This window comes from Shimia sagamensis, from assembly GCF_900182745.1.
In the GTDB taxonomy this organism is placed as follows: domain Bacteria; phylum Pseudomonadota; class Alphaproteobacteria; order Rhodobacterales; family Rhodobacteraceae; genus Shimia; species Shimia sagamensis.
In genome coordinates, this window is sequence record NZ_FXTY01000002.1 from 284,195 (window position 1) to 304,567 (window position 20,373).

A 20,373-nucleotide genomic window follows, 5' to 3' on the forward strand; every position below is an offset into this window, starting at 1 on the left:
ATGCTGGAATTTCTGTTCTGCTCAATGATCACCATCCTTCCTGATTGGCTCTACCGCCGATTTAAACAAGGCAAGCGCTGGGGACAGGAAATCACCATTTACACGTTGTGGTACGAGTTGCGATGGGGGCTGACCACCTGCCTTCTCTTGACACTAAGCCTGATCACCGTGGTGTTCTATTATCACCCATCCACAACCAATGTGATCTCCTATTTCCGCACTGTCACAGTTGTCTCAGAGGGAGGGGGGCGCGTGGCGGAGGTCTACATCAAGAACGAGCAATATCTGAAAAAAGGCGATCCCATTTTCCGCCTCGACGGCGCCAGTCAAGAAGCAGCGGCTGCTACTGCCCGCGCACGCATTTCGGAAATTGATGCCCTGATTGCGGTGTCCCAATCGGAACTCGATTCCGCCGAAGCCATTGTGGATCAAGCCGAAGCCGCTCTGGAACAATCCCTGGATGAACAACGCCGTAAGGTCACATTGTTCAAACAAAACTCCCCTGCTGTGACCGCACGCGAAGTGGAACGCTTGGAAAACACCGTTGCCGAACGAGAAGGTGCACTGGAAGCCGCCCTCTCCAATCAGCACACAGTTGAAACGCGCATCAACACCCAATACCCGGCTCAAAAAGACAGCGCAGAAGCATCTCTCAATCAGGCAGAGACCGAAATCGACAAGCTTACAGTTGTGGCGGGGGTCGATGGGCAAATTCAACAATTTGACCTACAAGTAGGTGACTATGTTAATCCACTTCTGCGCCCGGCAGGTATCCTGATCCCCAAAGGCTCTGGCGTAAACCGGTTTCAAGCAGGCTTTGCTCAGATCAACCGCCAGGTCATTCACGAAGGCATGCTTGCCGAAATCACCTGCCTCTCTTCTCCCATGCGGATTGTGCCTATGGTGGTCGTTCTTGTGCAAGACGTGATCCCAGCCGGTCAATTCCGACCAACTGATCGTCTTGTCGACATACAGGAGTACGCCAAACCTGGCACGGTCACCGTGGCGCTGGAGCCGTTGTACCCAAACACCACCGCGCATATTCCGCCGGGCAGTAAATGCATCGCCAATCTCTACACCAACAACCATGATCGCTTGGGCGATCCTGACGTTGGTACAATGCAGTGGATTGCCCTACACGCGATTGATGCGGTTGGCATTGCGCATGCGGCGATCCTCCGCATTCAGGCCTTGTTGCTGCCGGTCAACACATTGGTGCTGTCAGGGCACTGACCCCATACCTTTGCAAAGCAAAAGCCCCGGCCTTTGGCCGGGGCAATATTATTCCCCAAAATTCCCGCCCAAATCTTTGGGCGCCATCCGGATCAACCGGCTGTCTTCCACCGCGGCCTGTCGATGCACCACCGCCGCGCGATATTCTGGGTATTTATGCATGGAGGTAAACGCCTCAACGCTTGGGTACTCCGCGATAAAACACAGATCCCACTGTTTCTCCGGCCCAATCAGCATCTGTTCCATGTCGCCACGCCAGATGATCTTGCCGCCCAGCTTGGCAAAGGTCGCCATGCTCTCGCGCCCATACGCTGCATAGGCCTCCTCCCCGGTTGCCACGCGTCCATCCGCATACTCTGCCTGCGCGCGTAGCTTGACCAAGTTCAGCATATGCACAGGCCCGTCACGATCATTGGCCTTAAACGCGTCATACCCGGCCTTGTCGAATGTTGTGTATCCCATGAGTGCTCCTCTTCTTGAGACCAAGCAAACCGGATGGCGACACAACGTCAACTCTGCCGCCCCGTCACGCGTGCAACAAAAAAGGCCGCCCCAATTTGGAGCGGCCTCTCACTGTCCCATTTTACTGGGGGTTGGACTTATTCTTCGTCCAGTGCCTCTACGGCTTTTTGCAGGTCGTCTTTGGAGACCTCTTTGTCTGTCATCTCAGCCAGTTCAAAGACATAGTCGACAACTTTGTCTTCAAAGATTGGCGCACGCATCTGCTGCTGCATCTGCTGGTTCTGCTGAACAAACTCAAAGAACTGACGCTCTTGACCCGGGTACTGACGTGCCTGGTTCATGATCGCTTGGGTCATCTCTGCGTCGGTCACTTCAACCTCGGCTTTCTGACCCAGCTCTGCCAGCAGCAGGCCCAGACGTACGCGGCGTTCAGCCAGTGCATTGTGCTCGTCTGTTGGCTCGATTTCTGGGTGGTCGTGGCCTTCCACCTCAGGGTTCTCTTCGTGCCACAGCTGGTGTGCAATCTGGCCAGCTTCCGCTTCTACCAGGGATGGTGGCAGATCGAAGGATACCAGTTTGTCCAGTGCATCCAGCAGGCCACGCTTGGTCACGGCACGTGCCGCACCGGCGTATTCCGCTTCCAGACGTTCAGTCACCTGAGTTTTCAGACCAGCCAGGTCTTCGGCGCCAAATTTGGTGGCCAGCTCGTCGTTGATTTCCGCAGCAACCGGCTCTTTCACTTCCTTGATGACACAAGCAAACACAGCCTCTTTGCCAGCCAGGTTTTCAGCGCCGTACTCTTCTGGGAAGTTCACGGTCACGTCTTTTTCTTCTTCGGCTTTCACACCAACCAGCTGCTCTTCAAAGCCAGGGATGAACTGACCGGAGCCCAGCACCAGTGGGAACTCTTCGCCAGCACCGCCGTCAAAGGCTTCGCCGTCGATGCGGCCTACGAAGTCCATGACAACCTGGTCGCCGTCTTTGGCTTTGGAGCCTTTTTTGCGGGCTTTGAAATCCTGCGCGGTTTCGGCCAGGTTGGCCAGCGCTTCGTCAACATCGGCTTCGGCTGCTTTCACAACCATTTTTTCCAGCTTGATGCCTTTCAGGTCAACTTCTGGAATTTCTGGCAGTGCCTCATAAGACATCTCGACTTCTACGTCGTCGCCTTCTTTCCAGTTTTCGCCGTCTTTCATTTCGACTTTTGGCTGCATCGCAGGACGGTCACCGGACTCTTCGAAGTGCTTGTTCATCGCACCATCGATGGTTTCCTGCATTGCTTCACCCAGCAGACGCTCGCCATACTGTTTTTTCAGAAGCGGCATAGGCACTTTGCCTTTGCGGAAACCTTTCATTTCGATTTCCGGCTGAGCTTCTTTCAGCTTGTCGTTCACAGTCGCGGTCAGTTCAGCTGCTTCCACCTTGATGGTGTAGCCGCGTTTCAGACCTTCGTTCAGCGTTTCAGTAACCTGCATCGGGAATCCCCATAAGTAGCGGCGCACGATACAATGAGTCCGCGCGCAGTCGAGAAAAATTTGTGCTCTTCTAGTGGTCCCTGAGGGGCGGCGCAAGGGCCATTTGCCCTCAAAACACAGGATCTGAAGCCCTGTATAAGCAAACCGATGATCCCGCCTGCAAGAAAGCCCGCCAGATCACATCCTTACCCACGACAACCCACGGCAAGAAACCGCAGACGTAGCCTTTAAAAAAAGGCGACCCAAGGGCCGCCTTTCTCCGTCAACTCTCAATTCATCTGAATCAGAAGCTCCAGCGCGCGCCCAGCATATAGGCATCCACATCGTTGTATGTGGTGCCAGTGGTCACGTCGTAGCCGTGCTGGTGGTAGCTAAAGAACAGGTCCACATTGGCATTGTCGATCTTCTGCACCGCCTCAAAGCCATAGCTGACCGATTTGTCACCAACAGACGCCATGTCGTTACCCCGGTAAGCGTCAACTGACAGGTGGGTGCGACCAAAGCTGAACCAATCGCGCTGATAGCCCAGCTTGGCATAAACGTAGTCGCTCTTCCGGCCACTGTCTCGATCGTTCTGACCAAGAGAAACAGTCCCGCTAATGCCGGTCGGATTGTGCAATGCCCCTACAGACCCCACCACTGATTTTGAATCGTCTGAGGCGCCATCGGTTTGTGCGTAGGACAACGTAGCCCGCATAGTTGTGTCACCAAGATCGGCGCCATACCGCAGCGCCACATCATAGAAATTGGTGTCGTCATTATCCTTCAGGATTTCCGTCCCTGCCGATGCAGATACCACAAACCCGCCAAAACTTGGCGAGTCATAGCGCACACGGCCCTTGCGGCTACCGTCAAAGTCTTTGAACACATCGCCAATGGTTGGACCCGCCGCACCACCAGCTGTTGGCTGGAACGCAAAGCCGCCCGCGGTATCCGCCACGGCAACAGTACCAGACAGGTCGGTACCAGACAGGTCAGTGCCACCGGAAATACCATCCGCCGCCATGGAACCTTGACCCAAGTAGAACGTCCCAAAGCGATCGGTTTCGTAAATCGCTTCAAACTTACGAATATCCGTTTTTTCCCAATCAAAGAAGTCGTCATCGGACGTCATGCTTAAGTTGGAAGTTCCTCGAAAACCCAAAGCGGTTTCGAAGTTGAATTTCAGAGTCCCGCCCGCGGTCCCCATTTCATACCAGGCGCCAATCCGGCTTGGCGCATTGCTGTTGTCGCTGAACTCGTTACGTTTTTGGACACCATCATCCACACTAGTAACAGCACCATTCAAAAATCCGTAGAACCGAAACCCCTCTTGCGCTGACGCCGTTGACGTCATTGCCACACTGCCCGCGACCAAAGCCATTGGCGCAATCCACACTGATTGTTTAAATCCAACCATCGTTTGTCTCCATGTTCCCCATTTGCTTGATTGGGGACTTGCTATGAACCCGAAACCAGCCGCACGACCAGCCAATCCTCGGATCTCCACTCAACAGTCAATTGCCGACAAGAAACAGATCACCGCTCCCTCCAAGACGCCACCTCTGGCGCTCCACGACAATAGACCACTTGGCGTCTAAGACGCTCACCTCCAAATGACAAACGCGTCAACAGGCTGATTTTAGCCGATAATAAGCACCTTTTTGCACAAAGGCGCAAATTCGCAGATTTTTGGCCTGATCTCTCGGAAATATACGGCACGACAATGGGGGAAGAAGTCTCCGTTTTTCTCATTTTCCCTGAGATTTCAGCGCCCTAGAATTCAAGAGGCGGAACCTCTTTTGTCGCAGCACCTCAATAGGCCTTTTTTTGCCAATATTCTCTGATAGCCCAAGCAACTCACACGGACACGACGATGAAGCGCACAAATCCGTGTCATGGCACTGAACAGAACACAAATGTCGACTTATGAATTCCACTAACTCAACTTTAAGGAGATATATCTCGCACTAAAACGGCCCTGTGAAAGTTTTGGCACCTGCCACAATTTAACCCTAACTAAAGCGTGCTGCACGGTTCTCACCCACAAATACTTGAGCACACCCACAAGAATTCCGCCGAAAACCGTAACAAAGGCATTTGGTTACAAATGGCGGGCCAAAACCGTTGTCCAAAAACTACGAAATCCCTTAGTTTTATACAAATGTGGCAAAAAAGTGATTGGCTTACGTACCCGTCACACTTATAGTCTTAACAAATCAAACAAGGGCATAAGCCCGATCAACCTAGAGCGGTAAAATTCATGAGTAGTTATAGTTATGCCGTCCGCGGTACGGACGGAGTTGTTGTACGTGGTCAAACAGCAGAAGCAGCAAATGGTACTGTTGCACTTCAACAAGCCTCGCAAGTCTCCCTAAACCTCTCCCCCTCCGAAGTTGCCGGTTATGTGAATGACGGCGGTGATTTGGTGATTCACTTGGTGAGCGGCGAAACCATCACGCTCGAAAACTACTTCTCTGGCGATGAGCGCGAACTGCTGCTCTCCAAAGACGGGCAAATTCAGGCGGTTGAGCTCGGCGATCCGATTAACGACCAGTATTTTGCTCAGTATGATGCCATCTCCATGACCGACAAATGGAGCGAATACGACCAATTGGCGTTCCTCGACCTAGAACGTGTTGAACCCGTGGTGGCTCCACTTGTGGCCCCGATTGCAGGTTTGGTTCCCGGTCTTCTGGGTGTTGGCGGCGCCGCAGCTGTGGCTTCCACGCTGGGTGGCGACGGGGATGACGGCACCGGAAGTGACGATGATGGCTCTGATGGCGACGACGGTTCAGATGGTGACGGAAGCGGCGATGATGGTGGGGGCGACGGCGATGATGGCGACGACGGCGATCCGGATGGGAACGACGACGACACCACAATCACGCCAACCGTAGACGACGCCGACGTGCCACGTTTGGTAGGCGGCACCGGCGACGACAGCGTGACAATCACCGGTACCGGCGCGCCGGGCTCCACTGTGACTGTGACCATCGGCGACGAAACCGGCACTGGCACGATTGGCGATGACGGCACCTACGAAGTTACTTTTGTTCCTGGCGATCTGCCAGACGACGGCGACTATGACGTCAGCGTGACCGTTGAAGACCCCGATGGCACTGTCTACGATCTGGACGGCCCTTCGGTGGATATCGACACCACCCCGCCAGACGTTTCTGTCATGGACGGCACCGTCTCCACCGGTGACATCGTGAACGAAGACGAACACACCACCGGCCATGTGATCAGCGGCACCGGCGAAGCTGGCGCGTCTCTGACCGTGGAAATCGATGGCGTCACACAGACCACCACCGTTCTGGACGATGGCACATGGTCCGTAACCTTTGACTCTTCTGAGCTGTCCACCGGCGAATACACCACCGACGTCACCATCACTTCGACGGATGATCGTGGCAACGTCACCACCGTGACTGACACGCTGGAAGTGGACACCATTGCCCCGGGCGTGGACATGGGTATTGTCGAAGGTGACAACGTCATCAACGCCGCAGAAGCCTCTGATGGGGTTGTGCTTTCCGGCACTGGCGAAGCAGGATCGTCACTCTCAATTCAGTTCGAAGGCGTGACCCAGACCGTGACCGTTGCAAGCGACGGCACTTGGTCTTCAGCTTTTGCGGCCTCTGCCATTGGCACGGGCACCTATGACAGCACCGTTTCGATCACGGCAACCGATCTTGCAGGCAACAGCCACACTGAGACCTTCACAGTTCACATCGACACCGAAGGCCATGCGACCATCACCTCTCCAATTGCAGGGGATGACATCGTGAACGCCGCTGAGGCTGCTGCCGGCGTGACACTGACCGGCACCGCAGAGGCAGGCTCGTCTGTGGCTGTAACCGTCGAAGGCGTAACCCACACTGTCACTGCCGCAGGCGATGGCAGCTGGTCGGCCACTTTTGCCGCCGGTGAAATCCCACAAGGCACCTACGAGACCACTGTGTCTGTGACTGCAACCGATCTGGCAGGCAATGTGACTTCCACCTCTGACAGCTTCCGCGTGGACACTGAAATCTCAGCCGCGATGGACGCAAGCCAGCTCGGTGGCGACAACACTGCCAACGCGAGCGAAGTGGCTGGAGGCTTCTCCCTGACCGGTACTGCCGAGCCAGGATCGTCTGTGGCTGTGACCATGGAAGGTGTGACCCACACGGTGACCACCGCCGCAAACGGCACTTGGGCAGCGACCTTCTCGGCGGATGAAATCCCACAAGGCACCTACAACAGCACGGTCTCTATCGCTGCAACCGATGCGGCTGGCAACACGGCAACCACCACAGGCACCGTGGCTGTGGACACCGAATTGGCCGCAGGCATCAATGCTGGTCAGGCTGGTGGCGACGACATCGCCAACGCCGCTGAGGTCGCAGGCGGCCTGAGCCTCACCGGCACCGCAGACGCGGGCAGCAACGTGGTTGTGCAGATCGCGGGCGCAACCCGCACCGTGACCGCCGCAGGCAACGGCACTTGGGTGGCGAACTTCACCGCCGCCGATATCCCACAAGGCGAATATGATGCCCCCGTGACCGTGACCGCAACCGATGCGGCTGGCAACACAGCCACAGCCAACTCCACAATTCATGTGGACACCGCTACCTCGATCAACGTGGACCTCTCCGCAGGTGTGTTTGCTGCGCCTGTGAATGCAGCGCAGATGCAGGGTGGCGTGGTCCTCGAAGGCACAACAGAACCAAACTCCTCAGTGGTTGTGACAGTCGACGGCGTTGTGCGCAGCACAACTTCCGACGCCTCCGGCAATTGGTTTGTAACCTATGAGAACGGCGCTCTGGCCGAAGGCACTTACACCGCCAACGCCACGCTTTCAGTGACCGATGCGGCAGGCAACACAGCCACTGCCAACGCCACTTTCGCGGTGGACACCGAGATCACCAACCCGGTGGTTCAATCGGTGACCTTCTCCGATGATGACGTGACCTCCCTGTCTCTCAGCACGGAGAACCAGGACTACGAGGTGCACGCGCTCAACCAAGACGGCTCCACTGCCGAGCTTTCCACCACTGAAGTGGCCCTGGGAGGTGACGAGTCACTCTATGTGCTCAATCCCAAAGCCTCTGACGGCACTCACTTGGTGATCGCCTCCACCGATGACGCGGGCAACCAGTCAGACACGCTTCTGGTACTGGATGACAACGTCACCAACGCAGGCACGTTGGATCATGCGGCGGCAGGCAACTTCAACATCGAAGGCATCGAACTTGACTACGCCTCTGATGCCAACCTGACCCTGACCGAAGCGCAGATCAAAGACCTGTCGGATACCTCCGACACGCTCACAATCCACGGCGGTGCGGATGACCAGATCACCGTTACCGACGCCACCAAAACCACCCAAACTGTCGACATTGAAGGCGAGGCCTATGATGTCTACACGGTGGGCAACGACGGCGTGACCCTGATCGTCGACCAAGACATCAACGTCATCATCTGATGATCGTCTGGGGCGGCCACGGGCCGCCCCACGCAAATTCAAAGCTCCGGAATACCTCAGCCAAACATGTCCCGCCGCACTCTCAAAACCAGCCTGCCCCTGCTTCTAGGTGCCACGCTTCTGAGCGGCTGCATGGCCAATATGAGCGAGCACCTGCCGGATATGAGCAAGCCCATGGGGCTGCTCAAGGGCAAACCACAAAGTGCCGAAGCCGCAGCTGAGGTCAGCAAACGCACCAGTTTTGAGCAAGACGCCGACAAAGACGCCCAAAGCGAAATTCTCAACACCCTGCTGGCCCGCCGTTCGGTTGTGCCCGCTGAAAGCACACTGGGCCATGTCGCGGACGTGGCACTGACCTCCTCACGCCGCTCTGCTGAGGCACAATTGCAAACCGCCAAACTGCGCGCTCAGGCAGAAAACAAAAACTGGTTGCCCACGCTCAGCCCGGAAATCTCGCTCAACACACTCAGCGACGTGATTGCGGGTCTGGTGTTTGAGCAAGTGCTGTTTGATCACGGCCGCAAAAAGGCCGAACGCGAATATGCGGCGGCAGATGTCGAAGTCGCGGCCGTAACTCTGTCTGAGGATCTTAACGAGCGCAGCTACACGGCTTTGGCCCTCTATATCAAAGGCTTGCGCGGCCAAGAGAAAGCGCAGGTTGGCGCACGGGGCCTCAAGCAAATGCGTCACTTTGAGCGCGTCGTGCAGGGCCGCGTCGATGGTGGCGTCTCCAACAAAGGCGACCTGCGCATGGTGCGTAGCAAAATCCAGACGCTTGAAACCAAAAGCGAAACCGCCTCCGAAAGTGCAGGCACCGCTCTGGCTGAACTCAAGGCCATGACGGGTACCGCCTTTGCCTTGCAGCCAGTGTCCTCGGTGTCTGCCCAATCTTACCCGGCAGTTGAGCCGTTGGACGTGCTGCGTGCTCGCGCCGAAGCCGAACGCTCCGTGGCGCAAGCCACAGTGGAACGCGCCGCACAATTGCCCGGCCTCAAAGCCTCGGCTCGCACCACCAACAAGGGCAACAGCGCTGGCCTGAACATTTCCAACGATGTGGGCCTCGGTCTTGGCACCGGCGCCCGCCTGAAGGCAATTGAGGCCTCCAAAGACATCGCCGCCCGTCAGGTGGATGAGGCCCGCGAGGACGGCGCGCGTGCGCGCCAACGTCTTGAAAAGAACATCCAAAGCCTGGAACGGCAGGAGCGCGAAGCCAACCAACTCGCCCGCGAAGGGCGCGACACCTATAAGCTGTTTGAGGCCCAATTCCGCGCGGGTCAGCGCTCTGTGCTGGAAGTGGTCGATGTGTACGAACAATCCGTGCTGCGCTCTCTTGACGGCGTCGATGCCAAATACGACAAGCTGCTGGCACAACTAGAGCTCGCCCGTGATCTGGGTTTGCTGGCAGACGGAGACGCAATTTGAGCGACGGGACATCAAAAGGCAAAGCGCCGGTGGTGCTCTCCATTGCTGCGGTGAAGTCCATCAAAGCCGCCAACAAAGCGCCTGCGCCCGCGCAAGCTCCCGCATCAACGCAAGTTGCTCAAATCACACCCAAAACGGTTGTCGATCCGGCGCAAAACAAGCCTGCCGCCACTCCGACGCCATCTGACGCGATCCATGATTTGGTCGAGGCCACCGCCACCCGCATCCAACACCGCGCCACACTGATCTCCACTCTGGCCTCGCTCAACGGCGTCGACGTGCCGGTCACTGACGTGGCAGAACACATGTGGACCAACGCGCCCGGTGATGTGTCGATCAAGGCGCTGTCTGGTGCCCTCGCCCACGCCGGGGTGGAGCCAAAAGCCCATCACAAAATGAAGGTCACCGCCGCCGCTTGGCCCGCTGTGGCGATGATGAACAACGGGCAGGCCATTCTGGTGCTCTCTCAGGACGAAGACACGCTCTACGTCTATGACGACAGCTGCGCCGACAACCGCGCCGAAGTGCCTGTCACCGAGTTTGAACCGTTTTTCTCCGGCACCGCCCTGCGCGCCAAGGTCTCTTTGCGCCAACTGGCTGAACGCCACGTGCCGCAAATCGCAGACGGCATGTCCGGCCATTGGTTCTGGGGGGAGTTTACAAAATACCGCCGCCACATGGGCGAGATCATGTTGGGCTCGCTGGTCGCCAACCTTCTGGCCGTGGCCGTCGCGCTGTTCTCACTACAAGTCTACGACCGCGTGATCCCGCACCAGTCGCAAGCGACCCTCTGGGTGCTGGCCGTTGGCGCGATCTTCGCGATTGGCCTCGAAGGCCTGTTAAAACTCGCCCGCGCCAAAATGAGCGACGCCGCAGGCCGCCGTATGGAACTCTCCATCCAGCACCGCCTGATGAAGCGCCTGCTAGGCATGCGGTCCGACCGCCGCCCCCTGCCCCCATCCGGCCTGTTTGCGGCAATGCGCGACTTTGGATCCGTACGCGACTTCTTCACCTCCACCACCATCTCGGTGCTGGCGGACATGCCGTTTATCTTCATCTTCCTCGCGCTTGTGGCCTCCATCGCAGGCAACCTTGTCTGGGTACTGATGTTTGGCGGCATTCTCATGGTGCTCCCGGCGTATGTCTTGCAAAAACGCATGATCAATCTTTCGCGCGAAACTCAGGGTGCGTCAGCCAAAGTCGGCCGCCTGCTGCAAGAGGTCATCACCGAACTCGACACCGTGAAAACCCAACGTGGCGAAGACCGCGTGCTGCGCCTCTGGGACGAACTCAACGCTGTTTCCTCCCATTCCAGTGCCGAACAACGCCGCCTCAGCTCCGCCTTGACCTACTGGTCTCAGGGCGTGCAGCAGATGACCTATATCGCCACCGTGGTGATTGGCACCTACCTCGTATTTGCTGGCGAATTCACCGTTGGCACCATCATTGCTTGCGGCATCCTCACTTCGCGCACTCTAGCACCTCTGACCCAATTTGCCGGCACTCTGGCGCGTTGGTCCAACGTCAAAGGCGCACTGGAAAGCCTTGATGCCATTGCCCTTTCTGAGCAAGAGAAAGACGGCGAACGCAAATACCTGCGCCGCGAGAAACTCGAAGGCCAGTTTGAACTGCGCGAGTTGTCCTTTGCCTATGACGAGGACAGCGGCGCCTCACTCGACGTGCCCGGCGTGGTCATCAAACCAGGGCAACGCGTCACCATTCTCGGCGCCAACGGCTCCGGCAAATCCACCTTGCTGAAACTCATGGCCGGTCTCTACGGCCCGACCAAAGGCCGCGTCCTGCTGGATGGCACCGACATGGGCCAGATCGACCAGCGCGACATCCGCCGCAACATTGGCTACCTCAGCCAGGACGTCCGCCTGTTCGCGGGCTCCCTGCGTGACAACCTTAATCTGACACAGCTCGAACGTGACGATGACCGCCTGATGGACGCACTCGATTTTGCGGGCCTCGGCCCCTTCCTGCGTAACCACCCGCAGGGGCTGGACCTGCAAATCCGCGACGGCGGCGAAGGCCTGTCGATCGGCCAACGCCAATCCATCGGCTGGGCCCGCCTCTGGCTGCAAAACCCCAGCATCGTGCTGCTGGATGAACCCACCGCCGCGCTTGACCAGACCCTCGAACGCACCTTGGTCAGCCGCCTCTCAACTTGGCTCGAAGGCCGCACCGCGCTCATCGCCACACACCGCACGCCAATCCTCGCGCTCTCCACCCGCACGTTGATCCTGCAAAACGGCCGCCTTGTGGTCGATGGCCCCCGCGAACAAGTCCTCGCCCACCTCGCCGAAGGCGCCAACGGATGACCACATCCGAATTTGACAATGAAACCGGCCTCGACGAGCAACTCAAAGCCTCCCGCCTGACCATCCGCCTGATTGCCATCGCAGTTGGGCTGTTTGTCATCTGGGCCGCCTTTGCCTGGGTCGACGAAATTGTACGCGCAGACGGCCAGGTGGTCTCCTCCTCCCGCTCCCAATCGGTGCAAAACCTCGAAGGCGGCATCCTCGCCGATCTCGCCGTGAAACAAGGTGACCTTGTTGAATCCGGCCAAATCCTCGCCACCCTCAGCGACACCCGCTTCCGCTCCGCCTTTGACGATCTGCAAGACCAGATCGACGCGCTGGAGCTGCGCCGCCTGCGTCTTGAGGCCGAGATCGACGGTCAGTTCGCATTTGATGTGCCTGAAGCCCTCGCCACCCGCGCCCCGCGCATTCTGGCCTCCGAAAAAGCCCTGATCGAGGCCCGCCAAACCGACATCGACAGCCGCCGCGAAGGCGCGTTCACTCAGCTCGAACAGGCGCAAGAGGAACTCTCCAACATGGAGCGGCTCTATAAGAAAGAGTTTGTCGCCCTTCTGGAGGTCAACAAGGCCCGCGAAAAGGCCTCTGAGGCTGAGATCCGCTACATGGACATACTCACACAAGCTGAACTGGCGCTCGCGGAAGAATACTCCGAGACCCTCAAAGAGATCACCTCCTTGCGCCAGGAAATGCGCCTCGCACAGGACCAACTCTCCCGAACCGTGATCACCGCGCCTATGCGGGGCATCGTCAACAACCTCGCCGTGACCACCATCGGCGGCGTTGTGCGCCCTGGCGAAGAAATCTTTGAGATCATCCCCTTGGGCGAAGAACTGTTTGTCGAGGCCCAAGTGCGCCCGGAAAACATCGCCAACGTCGAGCCGGGCCAAGACGCCTCTATCAAGCTCTCCGCCTATGACTACACCATCTATGGCTCGCTCAAGGGCAAGGTGGATTTCATCTCCGCTGACACCTTTGAAGACGAGCGCGACCCGTCCGCGCCGCCTTACTACAAGGTCACCGTAAACGTGAACGCGGATGCATTGACCGAGCGCCAAAAAGCCATCGAGATCCGCCCTGGCATGCGCGCCACAATCGAACTGCACACCGGCTCCAAAACCGTCCTGCGCTACCTGATGAAGCCGCTCTACAAAAGCAAAGAAGCGTTTCGCGAGCCTTAGGGTGAACCACAAGACCTAGGCATAGGTCTGGTATGCGGACGAAGCTGCTGGTGATTTTGATAACAACATTGACCGCTCCCAGCCCAAAGCGGAAGCGATACAGGCTTCAATGTCGCCGAGGCCTGTATTACACTTTAGGGCTTTTTCAGTGGCAGGCGGGGCGGGTGCCAGGCAGCAACACCTTATCGATCACATGGATCACACCATTGTCGGCCTCGATATTTGCGATAATCACGTTGGCGAGTTCGCCAGTGCCATCTGCGATCGACACGCCAGACGAGGTTTTAGTGATGCACAATCGCTCCGAATCTAAAACTGGCTTGAAGTAGTTCGAACCGCTCGGGATCATCTCGGCGCTCAGCTTGCGGTCATCGACATGGTAGAAGAGCACATTGGTCAGCTGGGCTTTGTTCTCAGTCTTAAGGAGCGTTTCCACAGTACCCTCAGGCAGCACAGCAAAAGCGTCGTTCACGGGCGCATATACAGTGAATGGACCGGGGCCCTGCAGTGTCTCAACCAGACCAGCAGCACTGACGGCGGCCACAAGGGTCGAGAAACGCTCAGCGCCCGATGCGATTTCAACGATGTCACCAGCGCTCGCGGCGGAACTCAGTGTCATGGCTGCGGCCGCGGCTGCGGTGAATTTGCGGATGGTTTTCATTTCAATGCCTTACCTTTGTATTATTCACGCTCATTTGAGTGTGGAGAAGTACGCACCCGCGGCCGAACTCAGATTTGCCCTTCACACCAACGTGAGAATTCGACCTTAGAAGCACTGATTTGCATCAATAATCAGCGTATTCTGAATACTTTCCTTGGAAATGTTACAGACGCCACCCAAAAATGCCCTTCCCGCATCCTCAAGCGTCGTTTTCGAATTTTGCGTCACTGCAGTTGGAGCTTTCAACTCATCGCGTCAAACAGGCAGAAGGTTAGTTGAAATATACGAAAGGTTATATGTAATAGTCTTCATACCTCCCAGCTCATTTGTATAGATAGGTTAGCCGTTGTTGCAGCAACGGGAGGTCCTTCAGTGGCGCGAGTTAGAAGACGATCCGGAATACTTTGCGGCATAATTCAAAGAGTTCGTGTTTACATTTTTTTGGGCATGCTATTTGTCTTATTGCTGGCTGAAACCATACTTGTACAAAACAGCTACAACGTAGCATATAAACGTGCGTTAGCTAATGCAGAGCAATCACATCTAGTAATCGCTGAGAACCTTGCTTCGACGTTGGAACGCTACGCAGTTGATGTTCGGGCAACTTTTGACTTTGTGATGGCGAACGAAGCCCTCTCATTCACTCCAGGCTCGATGGATGCATTGCTGGATTCATACCATTTTAGAATGCTATCAGTTTTCAATTTCGAACAAAGCTCTGTCGACATTTTATATTCCAGAGAATTCGATGCCCCACCACAGGAAATTGTAGCCAGTCTTCGCGAGATTGCCGTTCGCGACAGTTCAAACTTTTCAGGTGTCCAGCAGTCGCCCTTTGGTCCTGTTATCTACATAGCTCGCGTGTCAGTATCAGGAGCTCTATTGGTCGGAGCCATCGACACGGGTTTCGTGATTTCGCAACAATCTGAAATTGCATTTGGAGAGCGCGGTCATGCTATGATTGTGGACAGCAAGGGTCGAGTTCTAGCACATCCGAAGCAAGATTGGGTTGAAACGTCTAAAGACGTAACTGGACTTGAGGTCGTGCAACGAATGACATCAGGACAAACCGGAGCAATGCAATTCTATGCTCCACCATTGAAGGCCGACGTCATTGCCGGCTTCACATTCGTTCCATCCACGGGTTGGGGAGCGATGGTACCGCAGCCCGTTTCCGAGCTTGAAGAAGCTGCGAAAATGGAAGCTAATGAGCTTCTGGAAAAACTGCTACTGCTCCTTTTATTTGCAGCTTTGGTCAGCTGGTTGCTATCGGGTCTGATTGCGCGACCTATCCAATCTATATCTAAAGCTGTTACGAAAGTTCGCAGCGGCGACCTGGCGGCGCGAGTACCCGAATTCAAATGTTTGACGCCGAAAGAACTGGTAAATCTTCGATTTGTTTTCAATGGCTTGTTGGACAATTGGTCCGACAATCGAGTGTTGCTGGAGAGTTCCCTGGAAGCTGCCAAGGAAGCCAATAGACGAAAGTCGCAATCTATTTCGGTGCTTAGTCATGAGATGCGTACGCCGTTGAATGGCGTCATCGGAGCTGTCGACCTACTGGAGCGGACTGAATTAACCGACTTACAAAAGAAATACCTTGGCTACGTGAGCACCTCTTCAAATACACTTCTTAAGCACGTCAATGACGTACTAAAAGTGAGCAAGCTCGACAGCAGCAAAGTCATACTCGAGAAGGAATTAGTCAACCTTAGAGACCTGATGAGTGATATAGTTCAAGAAAATTCCGCACAAATCGAGCAGTCTGGCGGTCAGATCACACTCACATTCGCACCAAATACTCCAATTAACGTAGAGACCGACCGAAGGCTGTTAAAGACAATAGTCGCAAACCTCGTCGGCAATGCAGTGAAGTTTGCAGCAGGCGAGAAAATCAGCATTTCAGTGGAGCAAGTTTCGATTGGAACTCTCGAGTTTACAATTAAAGATAGCGGTCCAGGAATCCAATCATCTGATTTTGAAAGTGTCTTTGAACCATTTACAGTGCTTGACGCATCCTATGGCCGCCACTCTGAAGGCACCGGTCTTGGGTTGAGCATTGTAGCAACGTCTGTCGAGGCATTGGACGGTCAGATAGAGTTGCACAGCGAGTTTGGCAACGGGTGTGAGTTCCGCGTACAAATTCCAGTTGATCTCCCGGATAGCTGCAACGAGGTTACCACCCGCGACAGTCTAGAAGCCCCTTCTTTGCGTAATGATCCTGAACTCATCAAAAACAAGGAACGTAAAAAAGTTCTTGTAGTCGATGACAACAAAATTAATCGCCTGCTACTTACGGACATGCTTCAAGGATTGGGGCACTCAGTTTCTGAGGCTGAAGACGGTTCGATTGCACTTGAGGCGGCAATGGATGAGCGTTTTGACCTGATTTTGATGGATATCAGTATGCCGTACATCGACGGTACCGAGGTCTCCAGAAGACTGCGAGAAAGTGACGGACCTAATCGCAGAACAAAAATTATCGCTCAAACCGCTCATGCCAGCCCGAAGGACCAAGAAAAGATTTTTTCCTCTGGGATGCAGGGTGTTTTAACCAAACCCATCTCAATTGAAGCGCTTCGGTCAACCTTAGCTACCTTGGCAGAAAAAGAGAAATTTTTCACTTTCGATAACGAAGCATACCGATCCGTGTTTGAAACGGAAAAGCTTAAAGGCCTGGTTCGAGCAAACGGCGTTGGACCAACTGACCTAGTTCTAGATGAACTGTTGGATGAAGCCACTTCTATCATTCTTAGGCTGAAATCCTGCGACGCGTCACATTTTAGGGAGAAGGCTTTGAAAACCCGTGTCCACAACGCAGCTGGTGCCAGCGCCTTCCTGGGCGCTAAGGCATTGCACAGAAGTTTTAGAAAAATCGAAGATAGTCTGAAGCGCGGAAAATTGAGTTCCTCTAGCGATTTGCTTGACACTGCGGAGCGTTCGCTAGTCGAAACACGTTATGTCGCATCCAATTTAATGTCTCAATTGAGACAAGCGTAATGACGACGTCCTAGTTGCGTTGCGCTCATTGAATTGACGTATGCAGGGGATGACCACCGGAAATCTCCAATAGCCCCTCTTTTGACACGGCCGCGGCGCACAGTCGTCAGGAGATATTCAGCATTTAAGGACAGGAACTTAAGCGCACGCCTGCTTTGAGAGAACGGCACTTTTTTGCAAGCCCCTCTTCCTGAGTATTGCAGCCGTTGGTAAGTACTGAGGTATCGGCTTCGGCTGACTTGGGTCTCTGAACATCTGCTTTCGGGAAACTGGTCACTGAGTGTCGCGCCTGCAGTATGGTCGCCGTCGCATTTTTTGCAAATGTCCAGAAAGGGCCGTTCAAAGCACTTTGCAAAGTCCGTTTTCTGCGCATTGCTGCCGCTCGTGCCCCGCGCAGCATCGGTCAAAGTGGGCTCTAAGCCGCCTTGCGGCGCTGCGGCAGCATGTTTGCAGCGAGATCGAGCCCAACAACGGTTGCCCGACGGCAGGTGTCAGCCCAAAGCGGAACCATATAGGTCGCAATGAGCCGTCAATGCTGCATCAGCAACATTTGATCACAAGTTTCCCGAAACCGGACATTCAGCGGATCAATTGTTTACCTCGACTGCGCTTGTGGCAGCAATGCGCAGATAGCGTGCTTTGCAAAGTCAAGTGGACGGCCCTTTGCGGGCGTTGTTTATTTGATAATCAGAGGCCGGATTGTTCGCGAAAGCGCCACCTGGTTGACGCGGGCGTGGGCAGTACTTTACTCGGTGGCGCGACTTGTATGGCTTGTGGGCATTACGAGAGACTAGCCTAGAAGCAACGCACATTTTGTAGGGGCCGCTTGCCGCACCGTGGACGACATCGCTAGAACACAGCGACATTTTTGACACGCGCACCTTTGATGGGAGAGATCACAATTTCAACAGGCGCTCGGTTTCCAAAGTGGGATAGGCTGCTTCTCAATCTGGCTGAACGAACGTCGACAGGCACAGAGTTGCGGCGCCCAAGATAGACTTTGGCAGTTGATCCATTGTCGAAGCGCACCTCCAAGTTAAAACTCTGTTTTGCGATGTCCTCGGCCTCTATTTCGATACCGGAAGTCGCCACGCCTTCTGCAAGTTTAACCAGAGTTGTCTGAGGTTGCTGTTGCAAGTCTGCGGCTTTGATTGGTGCGCGACTCTCGCTGAGGGCGCCTAGCAATTGGCGCAAAAAGGATTGGGAATTGAAGCTTTCAGTATAGGGCAGTTCCCACACCACGAGGTCGTGGTCTTTGCGATCCAATGCGCCGGAGATCACATACGCCTCAATGGCACCAATTGGGCCTCCGCCTGACACGGAGAAGTTCTCAACATCAGCATCAAATGCGCGGGCCATCGCGTCCGCGACCCTGTAGTGGTCTCGTTTGTAACGATTGGAAAAACTGCTCCCGAGAAGGGCAATTGCGGGGGCGTCCGAGGGATCGTCTAGAAGGCCGCCACTTCGAGACAGGTTGAAGGTCTCCGACGTTTCTGGGGGCAAGTCTGTTCCACAAGCTTTGTGAACAACTTCGGCAAGGGACCCTTCTTCCTGTATCACGCCCGACGCCTCAAGTTCTCGGAAGGTCAGCTCTCCATCATTGGCAAAGAGATCAGGTGCTTGCGCGTTCACGGTGTGTGCGAGAGCAGTGGCACTCACGGCACTTCCGACGGCGGTCCAATGCGTGTCGCGCCGAAAATAGAAATGGTCCTTGATGTCTGGGGCGGCCAGAGCCACATCCGACAGGTTTGGCACAATGGCGCCTGTGCTTGCGAGCTGCTCGATCATCTTGTCAAAAGACGAGCGTGCGTCTGCCACGCTGTAAAGGTACTGCCCCATGGCCGCATCAAGGCTGTCTTGCCCGGCGATAACGGGTCGGGGCGGCGCGACCACAATGGCCAGAGGCATGTCACGCGCCACAAATTCGTCAACGATAGCCTGGACCAGTCTTAGTGAGGAGGACTTCATCTCGTAGCGGTCTTTCAACTGATCCTGCGTGAAGATCCAGCCACCAGCTTGATCGCTGTAGATTGGGGCTATCTTTGCGTACTTTTTGGGAAGGGCCTCTCGGTTGCGAAGATCTGCGCAATAGGGGGCGGATTGCGCGGCAGAGCCTAGAACAAGGCTCGCGATCAATGGGATGCGATATTTCATGGGAGCTTTCTCCGGCTGGTCAAAAAACGTTCAGGGATCTCCCAGACAACGATGGACGGGAGGGATGAAAGGTTGGAGCGGTCCTCTAGGAACGCATCCATAGGTTTGAAGGGGCCTTGGCCAACGCGGCTGAGATTAAGAACGTCGGCCTGCAGAGCCTGCTTCAGGTAGCCTTCGAAGTGGAACTCTGCCTTGGCCGAGTAACTCGTGCCTATGAGGGCAACGGGGATATCGGCGGCGCCAAATAGTCCACCGGATGAGGTCACGTTGGTTTCGAACGTGTTAATGAATTCGGCTGCGGGACCTACACGATCCCGATAGCGACCGGTCGCGACAAACGGCAACAAGTCACCGTCAAACGGCGCCGCGCCTTTTGCAATGATGTTAACTTGAGCCTCCGGTAGCGTTATGTCTCCCAGTGACTTGGCGATGGTTGCCGCGGCGCTTTGCGCGCCTTCCGGGCTCCAGTGCGTGTCTGTGCGCATGAAGCTGCCTTCAAACCGAAGGGCTTCGCGCAGATCAATCTCGATCAACTCGGCTTCCCGGATCGCAGCCAGGGCCGCGTCATAGCGGGCTTCGTACCCTTCAGATCGCCCGCGCTTGAGCCGGTGTGCGTGCATGCGCGCCTTGTCGGGAATGATCACAGGGACGAGCGTTATGCCGTCCGCCGCCAACGCGTCGATGACCTGCGCCAACTCGGTTGCGAGATTGTTGGGGTTGTCCGGCTCGATAAATTCCTCGGCGGTGAAAAGCCAGCCGCCGTAACCAGCAACCGCCCCGGTTGCGGGCTCACGAAAGAACACCCATTTGGCCGCAGACCACAGCGCCACCGCGCTTTCATGGGCCGGGACAGAGGTTTCAAAACGGTCCTCATAACCCCTTTGATAGGTGCCGTTTGCCCATCCCTTTGAGGGGTCGCCCGTATCGGTGTGCGAAAACGCTGTGACCGAGAGTCCAGCCAGAAGTGCGGCGATCCCGAGTGTGCAAAGGCTGTCCAACGAAGCTTGCATATGAT

The 20,373-nt window shown here is 55.7% G+C and carries 12 protein-coding genes; 6 read left to right on the plus strand and 6 right to left on the minus strand.

Annotation, left to right across the window (positions count from 1 at the left end):
• Window positions 1–1,233, plus strand: coding sequence for an HlyD family secretion protein (locus tag QOL67_RS05885; protein WP_283425040.1), 1,233 nt, complete (start codon window positions 1–3; stop codon window positions 1,231–1,233).
• 48 nt (window positions 1,234–1,281) lie between these two features.
• Here QOL67_RS05885 and QOL67_RS05890 read toward each other — a convergent pair whose 3' ends face one another.
• From QOL67_RS05890 to QOL67_RS05900, 3 genes are all read right to left on the minus strand, one after another.
• Window positions 1,282–1,695 carry a DUF1330 domain-containing protein gene (locus QOL67_RS05890; RefSeq protein WP_283425041.1) on the minus strand — a complete coding sequence of 138 codons (414 nt, stop codon included), beginning with the start codon at window positions 1,693–1,695 and terminating at the stop codon, window positions 1,282–1,284.
• Between the two features lie 137 nt (window positions 1,696–1,832).
• Complete coding sequence (tig, locus tag QOL67_RS05895; protein WP_283425042.1) at window positions 1,833–3,167, minus strand: trigger factor; 1,335 nt, start codon at window positions 3,165–3,167, stop codon at window positions 1,833–1,835.
• 283 nt (window positions 3,168–3,450) lie between these two features.
• Complete coding sequence (locus QOL67_RS05900; protein ID WP_283425043.1) at window positions 3,451–4,566, minus strand: porin; 1,116 nt, start codon at window positions 4,564–4,566, stop codon at window positions 3,451–3,453.
• An 843-nt stretch (window positions 4,567–5,409) separates the two neighbouring features.
• Between QOL67_RS05900 and QOL67_RS05905 the strand changes: the two genes are divergently transcribed.
• The 4 genes from QOL67_RS05905 (at window position 5,410) to QOL67_RS05920 (ending at window position 13,543) form a co-directional block, all read left to right on the plus strand.
• Complete coding sequence (locus QOL67_RS05905; protein WP_283425044.1) at window positions 5,410–8,619, plus strand: Ig-like domain-containing protein; 3,210 nt, start codon at window positions 5,410–5,412, stop codon at window positions 8,617–8,619.
• Window positions 8,620–8,685: 66 nt separating this feature from the next.
• Window positions 8,686–10,041 carry a TolC family protein gene (locus QOL67_RS05910; RefSeq protein ID WP_283425045.1) on the plus strand — a complete coding sequence of 452 codons (1,356 nt, stop codon included), beginning with the start codon at window positions 8,686–8,688 and terminating at the stop codon, window positions 10,039–10,041.
• Window positions 10,038–12,365, plus strand: a complete 2,328-nt coding sequence (locus QOL67_RS05915) for a type I secretion system permease/ATPase (RefSeq protein ID WP_430458937.1) — start codon at window positions 10,038–10,040, stop codon at window positions 12,363–12,365. The genes QOL67_RS05910 and QOL67_RS05915 overlap by 4 nt, the downstream gene beginning before the upstream one ends.
• The gene (locus QOL67_RS05920) at window positions 12,362–13,543 is read left to right on the plus strand and encodes an HlyD family type I secretion periplasmic adaptor subunit (RefSeq protein ID WP_283425046.1); all 1,182 of its coding nucleotides are present in this window, start codon (window positions 12,362–12,364) and stop codon (window positions 13,541–13,543) included. The genes QOL67_RS05915 and QOL67_RS05920 overlap by 4 nt, the downstream gene beginning before the upstream one ends.
• A 145-nt stretch (window positions 13,544–13,688) precedes the next feature.
• Here the strand turns inward: QOL67_RS05920 and QOL67_RS05925 are convergent, their stop codons facing one another.
• A complete protein-coding gene (locus QOL67_RS05925; protein ID WP_283425047.1) occupies window positions 13,689–14,204 on the minus strand; it encodes a fasciclin domain-containing protein in 516 nt (171 codons plus the stop codon).
• 372 nt (window positions 14,205–14,576) lie between these two features.
• On the opposite strand from QOL67_RS05925, the gene QOL67_RS05930 reads away from it, so the two are divergent.
• Complete coding sequence (locus QOL67_RS05930; protein ID WP_283425048.1) at window positions 14,577–17,204, plus strand: response regulator; 2,628 nt, start codon at window positions 14,577–14,579, stop codon at window positions 17,202–17,204.
• 849 nt (window positions 17,205–18,053) lie between these two features.
• On the opposite strand, the gene QOL67_RS05935 is transcribed toward QOL67_RS05930, so the two are convergent.
• Entirely contained in the window at window positions 18,054–19,358 is a 1,305-nt protein-coding gene (locus QOL67_RS05935; protein ID WP_283425049.1) for an alginate O-acetyltransferase AlgX-related protein, read from the minus strand.
• Window positions 19,355–20,368 (minus strand): alginate O-acetyltransferase AlgX-related protein, encoded by a 1,014-nt coding sequence (locus tag QOL67_RS05940; protein ID WP_283425050.1) that lies wholly within the window; start codon window positions 20,366–20,368, stop codon window positions 19,355–19,357. The genes QOL67_RS05935 and QOL67_RS05940 overlap by 4 nt, the downstream gene beginning before the upstream one ends.
• Window positions 20,369–20,373: the final 5 nt, after the last annotated feature.

Coding starts and splice junctions, on each gene's coding strand:
- QOL67_RS05885 (WP_283425040.1), top strand. CDS start 1: ATGCTGGAATTTCTGTTCTGCTCAATGATCACCATCCTTCCTGATTGG.
- QOL67_RS05890 (WP_283425041.1), bottom strand. CDS start 1,695: ATGGGATACACAACATTCGACAAGGCCGGGTATGACGCGTTTAAGGCC.
- tig (WP_283425042.1), bottom strand. CDS start 3,167: ATGCAGGTTACTGAAACGCTGAACGAAGGTCTGAAACGCGGCTACACC.
- QOL67_RS05900 (WP_283425043.1), bottom strand. CDS start 4,566: ATGGTTGGATTTAAACAATCAGTGTGGATTGCGCCAATGGCTTTGGTC.
- QOL67_RS05905 (WP_283425044.1), top strand. CDS start 5,410: ATGAGTAGTTATAGTTATGCCGTCCGCGGTACGGACGGAGTTGTTGTA.
- QOL67_RS05910 (WP_283425045.1), top strand. CDS start 8,686: ATGTCCCGCCGCACTCTCAAAACCAGCCTGCCCCTGCTTCTAGGTGCC.
- QOL67_RS05920 (WP_283425046.1), top strand. CDS start 12,362: ATGACCACATCCGAATTTGACAATGAAACCGGCCTCGACGAGCAACTC.
- QOL67_RS05925 (WP_283425047.1), bottom strand. CDS start 14,204: ATGAAAACCATCCGCAAATTCACCGCAGCCGCGGCCGCAGCCATGACA.
- QOL67_RS05935 (WP_283425049.1), bottom strand. CDS start 19,358: ATGAAATATCGCATCCCATTGATCGCGAGCCTTGTTCTAGGCTCTGCC.
- QOL67_RS05940 (WP_283425050.1), bottom strand. CDS start 20,368: ATGCAAGCTTCGTTGGACAGCCTTTGCACACTCGGGATCGCCGCACTT.